The following is a 15,174-nucleotide window of genomic DNA, read 5'->3' on the forward strand; positions in this document are numbered from 1 at the left end:
GTCTCCCCTCCCGCCTGCAGCGGGTGGGCGTTAGCGTGCCAAGGCAGTGTTGGCTTCGTCAACCAGCTTGGCGATGATGTCGACAACGGGTCGCTCGACGTGCACCATGCCGACCGATTGTCCGGCCATTACCGAGCCATATTCGACATCCCCGTCAATCACCGCGCGGCGTAATGCCCCTGCCCAATATTTCTCAATTTCAAGCTGCGCAGTGTCCATGTCAATTTCGCCACGATCTAGCATCGCTGCGACTTCGACCTGTTTTTTGGTGAACTCTTCAGTGCCCTTGTTCTTCAACGCGCGTACCGGGATGACGGGCAAGCGCGGGTCAATCTGTACACTTGCGACCGCATCGCGGGCATTGGCGCGCAGGAACGCGGCCTTGAAATTGGGGTGGGCGATGCTTTCATGCGCGCAGACAAAGCGGGTACCCAACTGAACCCCTGCCGCACCCATTTCCAGATAGCTTGCGACTGCGCCGCCACGGGCAATTCCGCCCGCTACAAAAATCGGCAATTGATCGCCAAGCTCGGGCAAGATTTCCTGCGCCAAAACCGATGTCGACACAGGGCCGATATGCCCGCCCGCTTCACTGCCCTCTATCACCAGAGCATCAACGCCGGAGCGCGCGAATTTCTTGGCGAGCGTCAGCGCCGGGGCAAAGCAAATGACCTTCGCACCAAATGCCTTGATCGCTTCAATGCTGCCCTTGGGTGGAAGTCCACCCGCAATGACAACATGGCTGACGTCATATTTCGCGCAGACGTCGATCAATTCCATGATCTGCGGATGCATAGTGATTAGGTTCACACCGAAGGGCTTGGCCGTCAGCTTTTTCGTCGCCGCGATTTCCGCATCAAGCAATTCCGGCGACATCGCACCGCACGCAATAACGCCGAACCCGCCGGCATTTGAAATAGCGGACACAAGGTTGCGCTCAGAAACCCAAGACATCGCGCCGCACATAATCGCAACCTCGCAGCCCAGAAAGTCCGTACCACGTTGCATGAGATGTCGGAGTTTAGTCATATCGAGCCTCATATACACAGTTCGTCAGCGCCGCGAAGGCAGCAATCCGATGCCTGACGTCTAAATTGGCGAGGGATGGAGCGGACTTACTCCGCATCCAACCCATAAGCTGTGTGCAGGACGCGCACCGCAAGTTCGGTTTCGTCTTCATCAATCAGAACGCTGACCTTGATTTCGGAGGTCGAAATCGCCTGAATGTTGATTTTACGGTCTGCCAACGCACTAAACATCGTCGCGGCAACGCCTGCATGGCTTTTCATACCCACGCCAACAACCGAGATTTTCGCGACCTTGGTATCCGAAATAAGGCGGTTATAGCCAATGGCATCGCGACGGTTCTCTAATATGTCGGTGCAACGCGCAAGGTCTGCTTGCGGGCAGGTGAAGGTCACGTCGGTCTCGCCTTTGTCGCGGCCGACATTCTGAATAATCATATCGACGTTAATATTTGCATCGGCCAATGGCGCAAAAATATTGGCCACCGCGCCAGGACGGTCAGGGACCCGCGTGAGCGTTATCTTCGCTTCATTCTTGTCATGGGCGATGCCGGTGATCAGTTGACGTTCCACTTGGCTATTCTCCAATTCTGCGTCGGTCACGATCATCGTGCCGGGGATGCTATCGGCGTCGGGTGCGCTGTCGTCGACGAATGAGGACAGCACTTGAATGCGCACGCCTTCCTTCATCGCAAGGCCGACGGATCGGGTTTGCAATACCTTCGAACCGACCGAGGCCAGTTCAAGCATTTCTTCGTAGGTGACCGCCTTCAACTTACGCGCGCGGGCCACAATGCGCGGGTCCGTCGTGTACACACCATCCACATCGGTGTAGATATCGCAGCGGTCTGCTTTCACGGCGGCAGCGACGGCCACGGCAGAGGTATCCGACCCGCCACGCCCAAGTGTAGTGATGCGATTGTCATCGGTTAGGCCCTGAAATCCAGGGATGACCGCGATATTCCCTGCCTGCATCGATGCGAGCAATTCTTGCGAGTCAATTGACCCGACCCGCGCCTTGGCATGTGCATTATCGGTGTGGATTGGCATCTGCCAGCCCAACCAACTGCGCGCCTCGCAGCCGAGCGCCTGAAGCGTTATCGCCAAAAGGCCAGCGGTAATTTGCTCACCGGCAGCGACAACCACGTCATATTCGGCAGGGTCATAAAGCGCGTTTGCCTCACGACAGAAATTGACGAGGCGATCCGTGTCGCCTGCCATGGCCGAAACGACAACGGCAACCTCGTCCCCACGCTCGGCCTGCCGCTTGACCAGCTGGGCAACACGGCGGATGCGCTCGGTGCCGGCCATCGACGTGCCGCCAAATTTCATTACAATGCGCGCCATGAAAACCTTCAATATTCGCTATAATACAATCGCGCGCCCTGATAGGGACAGGATATGACAAACGCAAGCTTACCCACGACAATTAACGCCGCGGAAGCCGCGCATTTTGGATCCCTTGCCGCCGAATGGTGGGATCCAAAAGGTAGCTCTGCCATGCTGCACAAGCTTAATCCCGTGCGGTTAGGTTTCATCCGGACCGCGATCGATGCGCATTTTGGTGGCGATGGTAAGTCGCGTCATCCGCTGGTGGGCAAAGCTGTGCTTGATGTAGGTTGTGGCGCTGGATTGCTGTGTGAACCCCTTGCGCGGCTTGGCGGCGCAGTCACCGGTGTGGATGCCGCCCCGGAAAATATTGAGGCTGCAAAGGCACATGCGGCGTTATCCGGCCTAGCGATAGACTATCGTGCTGGCGAAATTGCCGCGCAAGGCCTTGGTCAGTTCGATGTCGTGACCTGCATGGAAGTTATCGAACATGTCATGGACCCCGCGGCGTTTGTTGGAGAGCTTGTCCGCCATCTAAAGCCCGATGGTCTATTGTTGCTCTCTACGCCAAATCGCACAGCAGCATCGCGCATATTCTTAGTCGAGGCGGCGGAGCGTTTGGGTCAAGTCCCGCGAGGCACACATGATTGGGACAAATTCCTGACGCCGGAGGAGTTGACCACTTTGCTTGAGGATTCCGGGCTTGAGATCGTTGACATGAAGGGCATCGCCTTTTCGCCGATGTCCGGATTGCACTTGAGCAGCAAAATGGCGCTGAATTACATCCTCAGTGCGCGGTTGCGGGGGTAAAGTTCGTTTCGAAGGTGGTCGGCATAACCTCCACTTCACTCCTGCCGTCAGCTCTGACCCGCCGCCTCAATCATATCGCGCATCGGCATATTGGTCATCGGCAAGATCGCTAAAGCGCGTGATTTTTGCTTCGAACTTCATCCGCACGCGCCCTGTCGAACCGTGCCTTTGTTTGGAAATGATAAGTTCTGCAACGCCGTGGATTCTCTCCATTTTTTCATTCCAAGCGTCAAATGCGGGCGTGCCTTCATCGGGTTTTTTCATCAGCTCGTAATAATCTTCGCGGTAAACGAACCAAACCATATCGGCGTCCTGCTCGATTGAACCTGATTCACGCAGATCGGACAACATCGGCGTCTTGTCTTCGCGCTGTTCGACAGCACGACTAAGCTGCGACAGTGCAACGACAGGAATACTCAGTTCCTTTGCCAGTGTTTTCAGGCCCCGGCTGATCTCTGAAATTTCATTCACGCGGTTGTCGTTCGCACGGCTTGAACCTTGAAGCAGCTGCAAATAGTCGACAACGATTAGTCCAATCCCATGCCGACGCTGTAGGCGCCGCGCGCGGGTGCGCAAGGCTGCGATCGTCAGCGCCGGCGTGTCGTCAATGTAGAGCGGCAATTCCTGCAATTCGCGGGACGCACGCGAAAGTTCCCGGAAGTCGTCACGGGAAATTTTGCCCATACGCAGCAATTCGGAACTGATCCCCGATTGTTCGGCCAAGATACGGGTAGCGAGCTGATCTGCGGACATTTCGAGGCTGAAAAAGGCGACCTTTGCACCGGCACCCTTGGATTCCTCAATGCCGTCTTCGCGCTCGCGTACCCAACGCCGTGCTGCGTTAAAGGCGATATTAGTGGCAAGCGAAGTCTTACCCATGCCGGGGCGTCCGGCCAGAATCACAAGGTCAGAATTATGCAAACCGCCGCATTTGGCGTTGATGCTGTTCAGGCCCGTCGTGATGCCCGAGAGGCTACCACCGGAGTTTAGCGCCTTCTCGACATTTTTAATCGCCTCAGTCGACGCTTGCAAAAAGCTCTTCATTGAGCCGGTTTCGCTTTCGCCCTCGGCTACCTTGTACAGCGCGCTTTCGGCAGCTTCAATCTGCCCCTTGGGGTCGACGCTTTCGCTAGTGTCGAGCGCGTTGTCGACCAGCGTCCGACCAACGGTCACCAACTCGCGTAACAATGCCAAATCGTAAATCTGCTGGGCAAAGTCGCGCGCGCCAATTAATCCCGCACCATCGGCGGTGAGCTTAATCAGATAGCCCGGCCCACCCAGTTCACGCATCGATTCATCCGCTTCGAAAAACGGCTTCAGCGTGACCGGCGTGACCAACATGTTCCGGTCAATCAGGCGCAGAATCTGTTCAAAAATACGGCCATGTAACGGTTCGAAAAAATGGTCTGGCTGAAGCTTGATCGAATAATCCTCGATCACGCGGTTATCGATTAAAATCGCACCGAGAAATGCTGCCTCCGCCTCGATATTGCGGGGCAATCTTTGGGGCTCAGCTTCATTTGCTGCAGCAAGTCTAATCAGTTCGGCCATAGCTCCCTATCCTTTAGCAAGTTCCACTCCGCAAGGGGGCAGAAAAAGAAGTGCGGGGATATGGCTGTGGACAACATTCTGCACGCGACCAATCGCTTGGAACTCGATACCCCTTGCTCCAAAATTATCTGAAGCTAACACAGCAGAATGAGCGACCCACGCATCATTAAGGTTGAATTGGACGAAGCAACGATTCTGCGGCGCAACGCCGATATTGAACAGGAGCGGCGCGTCGCCATTTTCGACCTGATTGAAGAAAATTTCTTTAAACCGCTGCGCGATATGGGCGACGGCTATGCCGGTCCCTACCATTTGAGCATAAGCGTGACAGAGGGCCGCCTTATCCTCGATATCCGCCGGGAGGACGGCTCTCCGCACGAGACGTTGATCCTTGGACTTGGCAGGTTCCGCCGCCCGTTGAAGGATTATTTCGCCATTTGCGACAGCTATTACCAAGCCATTCGCAAGGCAAGTGCAGCGGAAATCGAGACTATAGATATGGCACGGCGTGGGGTCCACAACGAAGCGGCAGAATTGTTGATGGAACGACTTGAGGGCAAAGTGGAGGTTGATTTTGCGACCGCACGCCGGCTGTTCACGCTGATTTGCGTTCTACATATCAAGGCTTGAACGGGCCGCACGCAACTTCTCTCGACTTCGCTTAGCCGGAGCGCCTAGAGAGTAGCAGAATCAAGCACGTAGATTTGGGGTCGCATGTTCGGGAGAAATAGCAAATTGATCCGCTGGGGCGCGCTCCTGCTTGGCCTGGCTATCGCGAGCTTTGTCGTTTGGAGCTATGTGACGGCATGGGCGCCCGCACGCGACGCCTATCCGGTGCAAGGCATTGTCGTGAATGCAAGCAATGGGCAGCCAGAATGGGCGGAGCTCGGCGCGACAGGCGTCGATTTTGCCTATCTAACTGCCGTCGAAGGCGCGGGAGATCGTGACCCCCAGTTTCAGAATAATTTAGCGGCTGTGCAGGAAGCCGGTATTCGCTTCGGAGCGCTGCACCATTTTGACCTTTGCCGTTCGGCGTCGGAACAGGCAACGATGTTTATCACCAGCGTGCCGCGCAACGACAGTGCGCTGCCACCAGCCGTACAACTGGATTTCTCGGAAGGCTGCAAAATCCGTCCAAACCGCGCATTGATATTGTCGGAATTGGCAACCTTCCTAAACCAGATTGAGGCGCATAGCGGCACACCCGCAATCCTGTTACTAACCCCTGCGTTTGAGAAGGAGTATCAAGTGAGCAAGTCGATTGACCGCAACATCTGGCTTGAGGGCAATGGCATGTCGCCCGATTATTCTGCTAGGCCTTGGGTGATGTGGACAGCCAATGCCCATCGCCGCATCACCGGCATTGATGGCGCCGTGCGCTGGGTCGTGGTCCGCAAATGAGCGCGGCAACACAAAGGCTCATTCAAGCCGCAATTGATGCATCTAAGAGCGCATATGCGCCTTATTCCAACTTCCATGTTGGCGCTGCGCTGTTGCTCGACAATGGCCAAATTGTCACTGGCAGTAATCTTGAGAACGCAAGCTACGGCATGACATTGTGCGCCGAAACTGTGGCAATCGCCAAAGCGAACAGTGACGGCCAATTGCGCGCCATACGGGAAATCGCAGTCGCAGGCGGCTTGGCTGGGCATGTTGGTGCAGCGGCAGAGCCTATCACGCCGTGCGGCCGCTGCCGCCAGATTATCAAGGAAGTGGCTGACCTCACCGACACCGACATTCCCGTGCATTGTGCGCATGCGGGAGGTTACGAGACATTTACGCTTTCGGAACTGCTACCCCACGGCTTTGGTCCAGCCAACTTGAAGTAATCCGCTTTTTGGGGCGCGCGAGATACGCACAATTTTTTCTTGACCACCTCTTGCGCTCGCCTCGCAAATTGGCACAAGCGGTTCGCATAACAGGGAGTTTTTATGTCCATATTGTCTGACATCTGGATCCGCGAACAAGCGCAAGCGACCGGCATGATTGAACCATTTGTCGAGGCCCAGCGCCGTGACGGCTGTATCAGCTATGGCTTGTCCTCTTACGGTTATGACGCCCGCGTGGCCGATGAATTCAAGATTTTCACTAATGTCGATAGCTCTGTCGTTGACCCTAAAGATTTTGACCCGAGAAGCTTCGTCGATCGTAAGACCGATGTGTGCATCATCCCGCCCAACAGCTTTGCTCTTGCCCGCACGGTGGAATATTTCCGCGTGCCGCGCGATGTACTTGTCATCTGCTTGGGCAAATCGACCTATGCCCGCTGCGGCATCATCGTCAACGTCACACCGCTTGAACCAGGTTGGGAAGGCCATGTGACGCTGGAGTTCAGCAACACCACGCCTTTGCCCGCCAAAATCTACGCCAATGAAGGCGCGTGCCAGTTCCTGTTCCTAAAGGGCGAGCAGCCCTGTGAGACCAGCTATGCCGACCGTGCAGGCAAATATATGGGCCAGCGCGGCGTTACATTGCCGAAGTTGTAAACCAAATAACATCCTGATAGCTCGAATCAGCCCGTTGCGCATTACCTCCAGGATTGGGTTCTGCTGCCCCTCGGCTGGACCTAGTCAAACTGGACGGCACCGAGGCCATTACCATCGCGGTTTATGACCGTGTTCCCCGCATTTGGTTCTGCCTCGAAGCGATTTTGGTCGACTCATCGCGCGTTTTTGAGCATCGATTTCAAAATCATTTTTCTGGGAGAGAGACATGCCAACTGAAAGCCGCGAGTTCGATATCATTGTCTATGGCGCGACGGGCTATACTGGGCGTTTGGTGGCCGAATATCTGAAGGACAAAACGGGCCTAAAATGGGCGATGGCGGGGCGTAGCCTTTCCAAGCTGGAAGCAGTGCGCGACCTGATTGGTGCCGCCGCAGACACAGATTTGATCGTGGCCGATGCGTCTGACCCAGCTTCGCTCGACGCGATGGCTAAGCGCGCTAAGGTTGTTTTGACCACGGTTGGACCTTATCAGCTTTATGGCAATGAACTTGTCGCCGCCTGCGTCGCCAATGGAGCCGATTATACCGATTTATGCGGTGAACCCGCTTGGATGCGCCAGCAAATAGACCAGCATGACGCGGCCGCCAAAGCGTCAGGCGCGCGGATTGTGTTTTCCGCTGGCTTTGACTCCATCCCCTTCGATCTTGGCGTGATGATGCTGCAAAAGCATTGTGTGGATACCTTCGGTGCTCCTGCCCCGCGCGTAAAAGGCCGCGTGCGTGCCATGAAGGGGACTTTTTCCGGCGGCACAGCAGCCAGCCTGAAAGCCACAATGGCGGCGGCGGCGAAAGACCGAGCAGTCGTTGGCTATCTTACCAATCCGTTCAGCCTCTCAGCAGATTTTGACGGCCCGCCGCAGCCTGCGGGGAACAAGCCAGAATATGACGAAAGCTTGGGCAGTTGGGCGACCAGTTTCGTCATGGCCCCGATAAACACCAAAAATGTCCACCGCACCAACCATTTGCTGGGGCAGGCCTATGGCGCAGACTTTGTCTATGACGAAATGGTGCTGACTGGCCCCGGCGAGCAGGGCGAGGCCATGGCCAAGCATGTTGCCTCCACCCCCATGATGGGCGGCGCGGATGACCCGAAGCCCGGCGAAGGCCCGACCAAAGAAGAACGCGAAACCGGCCATTATGACGTGTTGTTCATCGCGGAATATCCCGATGGCCGCACGGCGCAGTTCAGCGTCAAGGGCGACCGTGACCCCGGCTATGGTTCAACCAGCAAGATGATTAGCGAAACCGCGATTGCTTTGTGCGAACATAATGGTCCCGGCGGCGTAACAACGCCCGGGGCTGCCTTGGGCGAGCGCCTCGTCGACCGGTTGCAAAAAAATGCCGGATTGATCTTCGCTGTTGAGAGCTGAATACTTCCATAAAGTGCGGGATGGGACGGGAACGATAATGCAAAAACTACACGTACTGGCAGGCATAATCGCTATTGGTTTAGCTTCGCCCGCAACTGCACATATCAGCGCCCCGAGCAATCCGAAGCCAGAGCGCCTGAAGGCTGACGTCGAAAAACTCGTGAGTTTTGGCACGCGCCATACGCTGTCATCGGCGACTGATCCCAAACGCGGGATCGGCGCCGCCCGCAGTTGGGCGCAAAGCGAGTTCGAGAAAATCGCCAAGGCGTGCAATGGCTGCATGAAGACTGAATTGTTAGAGCGCAACATGTCCGGCCCACGCATTCCCAATGGCGTTAACATCGTCGATGTCCTTGCGATCAAGCCCGGCAAAATGGGCTGGGACCATGTCATCATCATTGCCGGGCATATCGACAGCCGCGTTTCGGACGTGATGGATTTTACAAAGGACGCGCCCGGGGCAAATGACGATGGTTCAGGCAGCGCATTGGTGATCGAGGCGGCGCGGATCATGGCACAGCAGCCGCAGACCGAGGCGACCATAGTGTTCGCCTTGCTGTCCGGCGAAGAACAGGGCCTGATGGGCGGGCGACTTTTGGCCGAAACCGCCAAAGAACGAGGTTGGAAAGTCAGCGCCATGTTGAACAACGACATTGTCGGCGGCACGGTTGGCACCGACGGGCGCAAGGTCGACAATGTCGTGCGCGTGTTCAGCGAAGGCATCCGCGCATCGGAAGATCTGGTGGGCCAGATGGCGCGTCGCAACAGCGGTGGTGAGGATGACGGCCCAAGCCGCGCGCTGATGCGTTATGCCGACAAGGTTGCAGCAATGGCCTATCCAGACGTCACGCTCGACGTCTTTGGTGTCCGCCGTCCCGACCGCTTTGCACGCGGCGGGGACCATTTGCCTTGGCTTGAGCTTGGATTTCCTGCAATTCGCTACACAGTTGGTGTCGAAAACTACAACCATCAGCATCAGGACCTGCGTACTGAAAACGGTATCGCATATGGCGACACTGTCGACAAAATGGATTTTGGCTATTTGGCTAAGGTGACGATGTTGAACGTGCTGACGGCCACGGCGCTTGCCGATGCGCCGCCAGCACCCGCTTCGGCAACATTGGGCGGAGCAGTCACCTCCAACACCACAGTGAAATGGGACGCTGCTCCTGGCGCACAACGCTATCGCGTGTATCATCGCCGCGCCGATGCACAGGATTGGACCTTTGTCCGCGACGTCTATGGGACAGAAACGGTCCTGGAGGGCCTAATCGTCGATGACCATTTTGTCGGCGTAAGCTCCGTCAGCGCAAAAGGCGCAGAAAGCACAATAACCTTCGCTGGCCTGCCCCCACGGCGGTAAGTGACAAGCGACAATGGCCGCAGCCAATTCTGGCTGCGCCCATCGTGGACCGAGACTAATTCAACGCAGCTGCGCCAGGCTACCAGCGGTTGTTCCATTTCGCCGAGATCACGCAATACATAGCCGCGGCGCGCGCTTATCAGTCGAACAGTATCGATAACATCGTCTCCTTGGGGCAATGTTTCAGGCTGCAAAATCGGGTAGCGGCATATTTGGAAACAATATGTTTCTAACGTTTCTATTAAAATACCAATATCAGTGACTATCTTGGGTAGATCCAAAAAAATCCTAATTTAGGAATGCAAGACATGATCGACACAAAGACGACGTTTGAGATCCGTCCCTTTGAAACGCTAGGCGCAGCAAACCATGGCTGGCTTGACGCACACCATCATTTTTCATTCGGCAGCTACCACGACGATACGCGGATGAGCTGGGGCGCAATCCGCGTCTGGAACGATGACTTAATTGCGCCGCAATCTGGTTTTCCCCCGCATCCGCATGCCGACATGGAGATCATCACTTATGTCCGCACCGGCGCCATTACGCACAAGGACAGCCTTGGCAATGAAGGCCGCACTGCCGCAGGTGATGTTCAAGTTATGAGCGCAGGCAGCGGCATTCGCCATGCAGAATTTAATCAGGAGAATGAGCCGACGACGCTTTTCCAGATTTGGATTATGCCAAATCGGACAGGCGGACCCCCTAGCTGGGGTGCGAAGCCCTTCCCCAAAGGTACCCGTTCCGGTGCGTGGCAAATTCTAGCGAGCGGATTTGATGAGGACGGTGATGCCCTGCCCATCCGCACCGATGCCCGCGTGCTTGGCGCGACGATTAAGGCCGGCGAGAGCCTTAAATATACCATCGGCGCAAACCGCCATGCCTATATGGTGCCAGCCACCGGAGCCGTTGAAATTGAAGGCCAGCGCGCAAATGCCCGCGATGGCGTGGCGATCAGTGAAGGCGTGATACGTATAACCGCAGTCGAAGACGCTGAAATAGTTTTGGTGGACTCGCGGTAATACTATGCCAGGAGTATCACGTGTTTGATGCCCTTTACAAACCAACCGGATCTCAACGGTCGCACGCTTCTGCTGTCAATTTGAAGGTGTAAGGCTGTCTGCGTGATATTGGCAAAATGCAAGGATGGCTGTTACAGGCGTCGCTATGGCCTTTGACCTTCCCAAAGATTTGCTTGAAGAAACTTTCTTGGCCTCAACTGGGCCGGGTGGGCAGAATGTCAACAAAGTCGCTACCGCATGCCAGTTGCGCGTGGACGTATATGCGCTTGGCCTGCAACCCTATGCCTTTCGTCAGTTAAAAATCCTCGCGGGGAGCAAGATGACGATTTCGGGCGAACTTATTGTCACCGCGCGCAGCCACCGCACGCGCGAGGCCAATCGGCAAGACGCGCGCGCGCGCGTGATCGAGTTGATCGACCGCGCGCATGTCCGCCAACCCCACCGCGTTGCCACAAAGCCAAGCAAAGCGGTCAAGGCACGGCGCGTGGACGCGAAAAAGGACCGGTCCACGATCAAGAAAAACCGTGGCAAGGTCAGCTTCGATTGATAAGGTAAATCCATGTACACATTTAAAATTGATGCCGCTGCGCCGAAGTCCGAACTTTATGCTGAATTGGCCCGCGCGGCTGACGCGCTGACCAGCGGAGAGCCGGACGCAGTCGCCAATATGGCAAATGTCGCAGCGTTGCTTTGGGAATATCTGCCGGACGTAAACTGGGCAGGGTTCTACCGTGTGGTCGACGGCGAACTTGTCCTCGGGCCATTTCAGGGCAAGGCGGCCTGTATCCGCATCCCTTTTGGTAAGGGCGTCTGCGGGACCGCCGCACAAACGGGCGAGACGCAGTTGGTCGAAGACGTCCATGCGTTCCCCGGTCACATCGCCTGTGATGCCAACAGCGCATCGGAACTGGTCGTGGCGGTGAAGCGTGCTGGTAAGGTTATTGCTGTCATCGACCTCGATAGCCCCTCACTAAATCGTTTCAATGCCCAGGACGCCAAGGGCGTTGAACTGCTGGCTGGGATCATCGCTGCCAGGATCTAATCGCTTACGTCAAATTTAGCACAAGCGGCTGTCTGTAAATTACGGGGCCTGCGCCTCAGCGTCAGGATCAAAATATTCCCATCCATCGGGACCACGGCGCTCCAATGGCCTGTAGCGCGTCTTATACTGCATCCGCGCTGCGCCGTTCACCCAATAACCCAGATAGACATATGGAAGCCCTGCGGCCCGTGCGCGCATGATATGGTCCATGATGATGAAGTTACCAAGGCCAGCGCGGCCTTCGATATCCGGATTATAAAAACTGTAAATCATCGACACGCCATCGCTTTGCTGATCGGTCAGGCAAGCGCCGACCAATTCGCCAAGTCGACCGAACCGTGTCGGTGTGCGATATTCGATCACATGGCTGCGAACGGGAGAATGTTCAACCATGTCAGCATAGTCCATGTCGTCCATATTCGCCATACCGCCATCGGGATGGCGCGACGAAAGATAATGGCGCAGCAGGTCATATTGCTCGGTAGTTGACCATGGGCGGCACTCACTGACCACCAGATCCGCATTGCGGCGCAAAACACGGCGTTGCGTTGCGTTCGGCCGGAACTCGTCAGTCCGAACACGCACCGATACGCATGCTTTGCAGTCGAGACAGCTTGGCCGATAGGCTACATTCTGGCTTCGACGAAACCCAATGCTGCCAAGCGCCTCGTTCAATTCATCGGCGTGATTGCCATTGAGTTCAGTAAAGACTTTACGTTCGGTTTTGCCCGGCAAATAGGGACAAGGACCAGGACTAGTAATAAAAAATCGCGGAAAACGAACTCGTGCACTCATATTCTCTTCGCTTACCTGCCGTGGTTGTTAAGAAAATCTTTACCTTTTATGCACAGCTCATCCAGCGCTGAAAAGCGAATTTACCATCTTTTTTGCGATGCCTGTTTATTTGTTAAGCTCGACCCGCTCGACTTTGTATCCGGCGACATTCAAGCCATCGACAAGCCCCTGCAACTGCTGGGCGTCGCGGGCTTCGCATTCAATATCGGTGATTAGTCCCTTGGCAGGCAGGGTTGTAAAGATACGCTGGTGGTAGATTTCGATGATATTGATATTATGCTCGTTGAAAAGACGCATAACCTTAAACAACGCGCCGGGCCGATCCTGCAATGTTAGGCGCAAACGCGCTAGGCGGCCAGACCGCGCGAGATCACGCAAAAGGACATTGGCGAGCAGCCGCGTATCGATATTGCCGCCGCAAAGAACGATACCGACATTCTTACCAGCAAATATCTCCGGATTGGCCATCACCGCCGCTAGGCCAGCTGCACCTGCGCCTTCGACCACAGTCTTTTCAATCTGCAACAAGAGGCTGACTGCGGTTTCTAGTTCTGCCTCGCTTACCAAAACAATTTCGTCCACCAGTTCGCGGATGACTTCGCTGGTAAAGGCACCGGGAATTTTAACCGCAATGCCCTCCGCCAAGGTGTCGCCCTCACACGGCATCTCTACATTTTTAAGCAGCGCGTACATTGACGGGTAAAGTTCGGCCTGCACGCCGATTAGGCCGATGTCGGGCTTCAAGGCGCGCGCGGCTGTCCCCATACCCGACAGCAAGCCACCTCCCCCGATTGGTACCACAAGCATGTCCAGCGACGGGGTACTTTCAAGCATTTCCAGCGCGACCGTCCCCTGCCCAGCGGCAACGTTGGGGTCATCAAAGGGATGGACAAATGTCAGACCCTGCTCTGCCTCAAGCTGCCGCGCATATTTATACGCATCATCAAAGGTCTCACCAAACAGGACGACCTTACCGCCCACGCTTTCGGTCTGCATCACCTTCACAGTAGGTGTCGGCACCGGCATGACGATAGTGACGGGTATCCCGAGACGGGTGCCATGATAGCTCAGTCCCTGGGCATGATTGCCAGCTGACGCAGCGATGACCCCCTTGCTGCGTTGTTCTTCCGATAGCAAAAGTATAGCATTCAGCGCGCCTCGCTCTTTATAAGCCGCTGTAAACTGAAGGTTTTCAAATTTCAGATATATATTCGCACCTGTCAGCTTTGACAAAGTCTGGCTGTGCAGCGTTGGCGTCTCCACGATGGAATCGCGAATACGGGCGTGGGCGGCGCGGACATGGTCCAGGGTCAATAGGTCAGACATATAAAAGGGCCCTAACGCATCTGGCATTAAGTGAAAACAAACATTAAGGCTGGGGCATGACTAGAATAGCTTTTATCGGATTGGGCGTCATGGGCGCCCCTATGGCTCGACACCTCATACGGGAGGGACATGACCTGACGGTGTACAACCGTTCGCGTGCCAAGGCTGAAAACTGGGTGACTGAGCATGGCGGCAGCTTGGCCGCTTCGCCCGCGGACGCCGCCAAGGACGCAGAGGTCGTCATCAGTTGCGTTGGTACCGACGATGACCTGGCTGGCGTGACGCTTGGCCGTAACGGTGCGTTTGCAGCCATGGCCAAGGGTAGCCTGTATATCGATCACACAACGGTTTCCGCGCGCATTGCCCGGCAACTTGGTGTCGAGGCGAAGTCGCGCGGGCTTCTCATTGTCGATGCCCCTGTAACAGGCGGACAGGCCGGCGCAGAAAACGGTACGCTATCGATCATGTGCGGCGGCACCGAAGCATCTGTCGATGCAGCCCGCGCAATCATCGCGGCTTATTCTAAGCGCATTGTTCATGTTGGCGGGCCCGGCACGGGACAGATAACCAAGATGTGTAACCAAATCGCCTTCGCCGGCGTAATCCAGTCGCTGTCCGAAGCTTTACGTTTTGCGCAGTCGGCTGAGCTTGATGTTGAAAAGGTGTATGAAGCAATCTCGGGCGGCGCTGCACAGAGTTGGCAAATGGACAACCGCTGGGCAACCATGGCGCAAGACAAGTTCGATTTTGGCTTTGCGGTAGATTGGATGCGCAAGGACCTTGGGCTGGCATTTGAAGAAGCGCGCGCGGTGGGCGCAACTTTACCGATCACTGCAATCATCGACCAGTTTTATGCCGATGTGCAGCATATGGGCGGGGGTCGCATGGATACCAGTTCGATTGTGAAGAGATTGCCAAAAGGATGATGAAAACTTCAATTTCGTTTGCTTTCCCTATCCGTTCAGCCAAACCTCTCCGTGTCTCGAAGTCGCTCGACACGCAGGGGAAAAGCAGGCTCAAGACAGCTCTCGCCCT

Annotated in this window: 16 protein-coding genes; 11 read left to right on the forward strand and 5 right to left on the reverse strand. The window is 55.8% G+C overall.

Annotated elements, in window-relative coordinates; genetic code table 11:
* Positions 1-30: 30 nt before the first annotated feature.
* Together ACIQ2T_RS03175 and ACIQ2T_RS03180 are read right to left on the reverse strand one after the other, a co-directional pair.
* On the reverse strand, positions 31-1,029 hold the full coding sequence (locus tag ACIQ2T_RS03175; RefSeq protein WP_353205833.1) for a nitronate monooxygenase: 999 nt from the start codon (positions 1,027-1,029) through the stop codon (positions 31-33).
* Positions 1,030-1,115: 86 nt separating this feature from the next.
* Positions 1,116-2,372 carry an aspartate kinase gene (locus ACIQ2T_RS03180; RefSeq protein ID WP_353209816.1) on the reverse strand — a complete coding sequence of 419 codons (1,257 nt, stop codon included), beginning with the start codon at positions 2,370-2,372 and terminating at the stop codon, positions 1,116-1,118.
* A 54-nt stretch (positions 2,373-2,426) separates the two neighbouring features.
* Between ACIQ2T_RS03180 and ubiG the strand changes: the two genes are divergently transcribed.
* On the forward strand, positions 2,427-3,164 hold the full coding sequence (gene ubiG, locus ACIQ2T_RS03185) for a bifunctional 2-polyprenyl-6-hydroxyphenol methylase/3-demethylubiquinol 3-O-methyltransferase UbiG (RefSeq protein ID WP_397589540.1): 738 nt from the start codon (positions 2,427-2,429) through the stop codon (positions 3,162-3,164).
* 66 nt (positions 3,165-3,230) lie between these two features.
* Here the strand turns inward: ubiG and ACIQ2T_RS03190 are convergent, their stop codons facing one another.
* A complete protein-coding gene (locus tag ACIQ2T_RS03190) occupies positions 3,231-4,715 on the reverse strand; it encodes a replicative DNA helicase (RefSeq protein ID WP_397589541.1) in 1,485 nt (494 codons plus the stop codon).
* 147 nt (positions 4,716-4,862) lie between these two features.
* On the opposite strand from ACIQ2T_RS03190, the gene ACIQ2T_RS03195 reads away from it, so the two are divergent.
* The 9 genes from ACIQ2T_RS03195 (at position 4,863) to ACIQ2T_RS03235 (ending at position 12,018) form a co-directional block, all read left to right on the forward strand.
* A complete protein-coding gene (locus ACIQ2T_RS03195; RefSeq protein WP_353205830.1) occupies positions 4,863-5,345 on the forward strand; it encodes a UPF0262 family protein in 483 nt (160 codons plus the stop codon).
* Positions 5,346-5,429: 84 nt separating this feature from the next.
* Positions 5,430-6,116: a glycoside hydrolase family 25 protein gene (locus ACIQ2T_RS03200; RefSeq protein ID WP_397589542.1), complete on the forward strand. Its 687-nt coding sequence runs from the start codon at positions 5,430-5,432 to the stop codon at positions 6,114-6,116.
* On the forward strand, positions 6,113-6,544 hold the full coding sequence (locus ACIQ2T_RS03205) for a cytidine deaminase (RefSeq protein WP_397589543.1): 432 nt from the start codon (positions 6,113-6,115) through the stop codon (positions 6,542-6,544). The genes ACIQ2T_RS03200 and ACIQ2T_RS03205 overlap by 4 nt, the downstream gene beginning before the upstream one ends.
* Before the next feature lie 102 nt (positions 6,545-6,646).
* Positions 6,647-7,201, forward strand: a complete 555-nt coding sequence (gene dcd, locus ACIQ2T_RS03210) for a dCTP deaminase (RefSeq protein WP_295489430.1) — start codon at positions 6,647-6,649, stop codon at positions 7,199-7,201.
* A gap of 226 nt (positions 7,202-7,427) precedes the next feature.
* Positions 7,428-8,591 (forward strand): saccharopine dehydrogenase family protein, encoded by a 1,164-nt coding sequence (locus ACIQ2T_RS03215; RefSeq protein WP_397589544.1) that lies wholly within the window; start codon positions 7,428-7,430, stop codon positions 8,589-8,591.
* A 37-nt stretch (positions 8,592-8,628) separates the two neighbouring features.
* Positions 8,629-9,954, forward strand: a complete 1,326-nt coding sequence (locus ACIQ2T_RS03220; protein ID WP_397589545.1) for a M20/M25/M40 family metallo-hydrolase — start codon at positions 8,629-8,631, stop codon at positions 9,952-9,954.
* A 308-nt stretch (positions 9,955-10,262) separates the two neighbouring features.
* The gene (locus tag ACIQ2T_RS03225; RefSeq protein ID WP_397589546.1) at positions 10,263-10,976 is read left to right on the forward strand and encodes a pirin family protein; all 714 of its coding nucleotides are present in this window, start codon (positions 10,263-10,265) and stop codon (positions 10,974-10,976) included.
* A gap of 124 nt (positions 10,977-11,100) precedes the next feature.
* Complete coding sequence (arfB, locus tag ACIQ2T_RS03230; protein WP_397589547.1) at positions 11,101-11,523, forward strand: alternative ribosome rescue aminoacyl-tRNA hydrolase ArfB; 423 nt, start codon at positions 11,101-11,103, stop codon at positions 11,521-11,523.
* 12 nt (positions 11,524-11,535) lie between these two features.
* Positions 11,536-12,018, forward strand: coding sequence for a GAF domain-containing protein (locus tag ACIQ2T_RS03235; protein WP_397589548.1), 483 nt, complete (start codon positions 11,536-11,538; stop codon positions 12,016-12,018).
* 39 nt (positions 12,019-12,057) lie between these two features.
* On the opposite strand, the gene ACIQ2T_RS03240 is transcribed toward ACIQ2T_RS03235, so the two are convergent.
* The gene (locus tag ACIQ2T_RS03240) at positions 12,058-12,813 is read right to left on the reverse strand and encodes an arginyltransferase (protein WP_397589549.1); all 756 of its coding nucleotides are present in this window, start codon (positions 12,811-12,813) and stop codon (positions 12,058-12,060) included.
* A 105-nt stretch (positions 12,814-12,918) separates the two neighbouring features.
* A complete protein-coding gene (locus tag ACIQ2T_RS03245; protein ID WP_397583501.1) occupies positions 12,919-14,139 on the reverse strand; it encodes a threonine ammonia-lyase in 1,221 nt (406 codons plus the stop codon).
* 56 nt (positions 14,140-14,195) lie between these two features.
* Between ACIQ2T_RS03245 and ACIQ2T_RS03250 the strand changes: the two genes are divergently transcribed.
* Positions 14,196-15,065 (forward strand): NAD(P)-dependent oxidoreductase, encoded by an 870-nt coding sequence (locus tag ACIQ2T_RS03250; protein ID WP_397589550.1) that lies wholly within the window; start codon positions 14,196-14,198, stop codon positions 15,063-15,065.
* Positions 15,066-15,174 lie beyond the last annotated feature (109 nt).

Source organism: Sphingorhabdus sp. (assembly GCF_044357595.1).
In the GTDB taxonomy this organism is placed as follows: Bacteria; Pseudomonadota; Alphaproteobacteria; order Sphingomonadales; family Sphingomonadaceae; genus Sphingorhabdus_B.

Bases quoted from the DNA above. Each gene is read 5' to 3' on its own strand.
- ACIQ2T_RS03175 (WP_353205833.1), bottom strand. From the start codon at position 1,029: ATGACTAAACTCCGACATCTCATGCAACGTGGTACGGACTTTCTGGGC.
- ACIQ2T_RS03180 (WP_353209816.1), bottom strand. From the start codon at position 2,372: ATGGCGCGCATTGTAATGAAATTTGGCGGCACGTCGATGGCCGGCACC.
- ubiG (WP_397589540.1), top strand. From the start codon at position 2,427: ATGACAAACGCAAGCTTACCCACGACAATTAACGCCGCGGAAGCCGCG.
- ACIQ2T_RS03190 (WP_397589541.1), bottom strand. From the start codon at position 4,715: ATGGCCGAACTGATTAGACTTGCTGCAGCAAATGAAGCTGAGCCCCAA.
- ACIQ2T_RS03195 (WP_353205830.1), top strand. From the start codon at position 4,863: ATGAGCGACCCACGCATCATTAAGGTTGAATTGGACGAAGCAACGATT.
- ACIQ2T_RS03200 (WP_397589542.1), top strand. From the start codon at position 5,430: ATGTTCGGGAGAAATAGCAAATTGATCCGCTGGGGCGCGCTCCTGCTT.
- ACIQ2T_RS03205 (WP_397589543.1), top strand. From the start codon at position 6,113: ATGAGCGCGGCAACACAAAGGCTCATTCAAGCCGCAATTGATGCATCT.
- dcd (WP_295489430.1), top strand. From the start codon at position 6,647: ATGTCCATATTGTCTGACATCTGGATCCGCGAACAAGCGCAAGCGACC.
- ACIQ2T_RS03215 (WP_397589544.1), top strand. From the start codon at position 7,428: ATGCCAACTGAAAGCCGCGAGTTCGATATCATTGTCTATGGCGCGACG.
- ACIQ2T_RS03220 (WP_397589545.1), top strand. From the start codon at position 8,629: ATGCAAAAACTACACGTACTGGCAGGCATAATCGCTATTGGTTTAGCT.
- ACIQ2T_RS03225 (WP_397589546.1), top strand. From the start codon at position 10,263: ATGATCGACACAAAGACGACGTTTGAGATCCGTCCCTTTGAAACGCTA.
- arfB (WP_397589547.1), top strand. From the start codon at position 11,101: ATGGCTGTTACAGGCGTCGCTATGGCCTTTGACCTTCCCAAAGATTTG.
- ACIQ2T_RS03235 (WP_397589548.1), top strand. From the start codon at position 11,536: ATGTACACATTTAAAATTGATGCCGCTGCGCCGAAGTCCGAACTTTAT.
- ACIQ2T_RS03240 (WP_397589549.1), bottom strand. From the start codon at position 12,813: ATGAGTGCACGAGTTCGTTTTCCGCGATTTTTTATTACTAGTCCTGGT.
- ACIQ2T_RS03245 (WP_397583501.1), bottom strand. From the start codon at position 14,139: ATGTCTGACCTATTGACCCTGGACCATGTCCGCGCCGCCCACGCCCGT.
- ACIQ2T_RS03250 (WP_397589550.1), top strand. From the start codon at position 14,196: ATGACTAGAATAGCTTTTATCGGATTGGGCGTCATGGGCGCCCCTATG.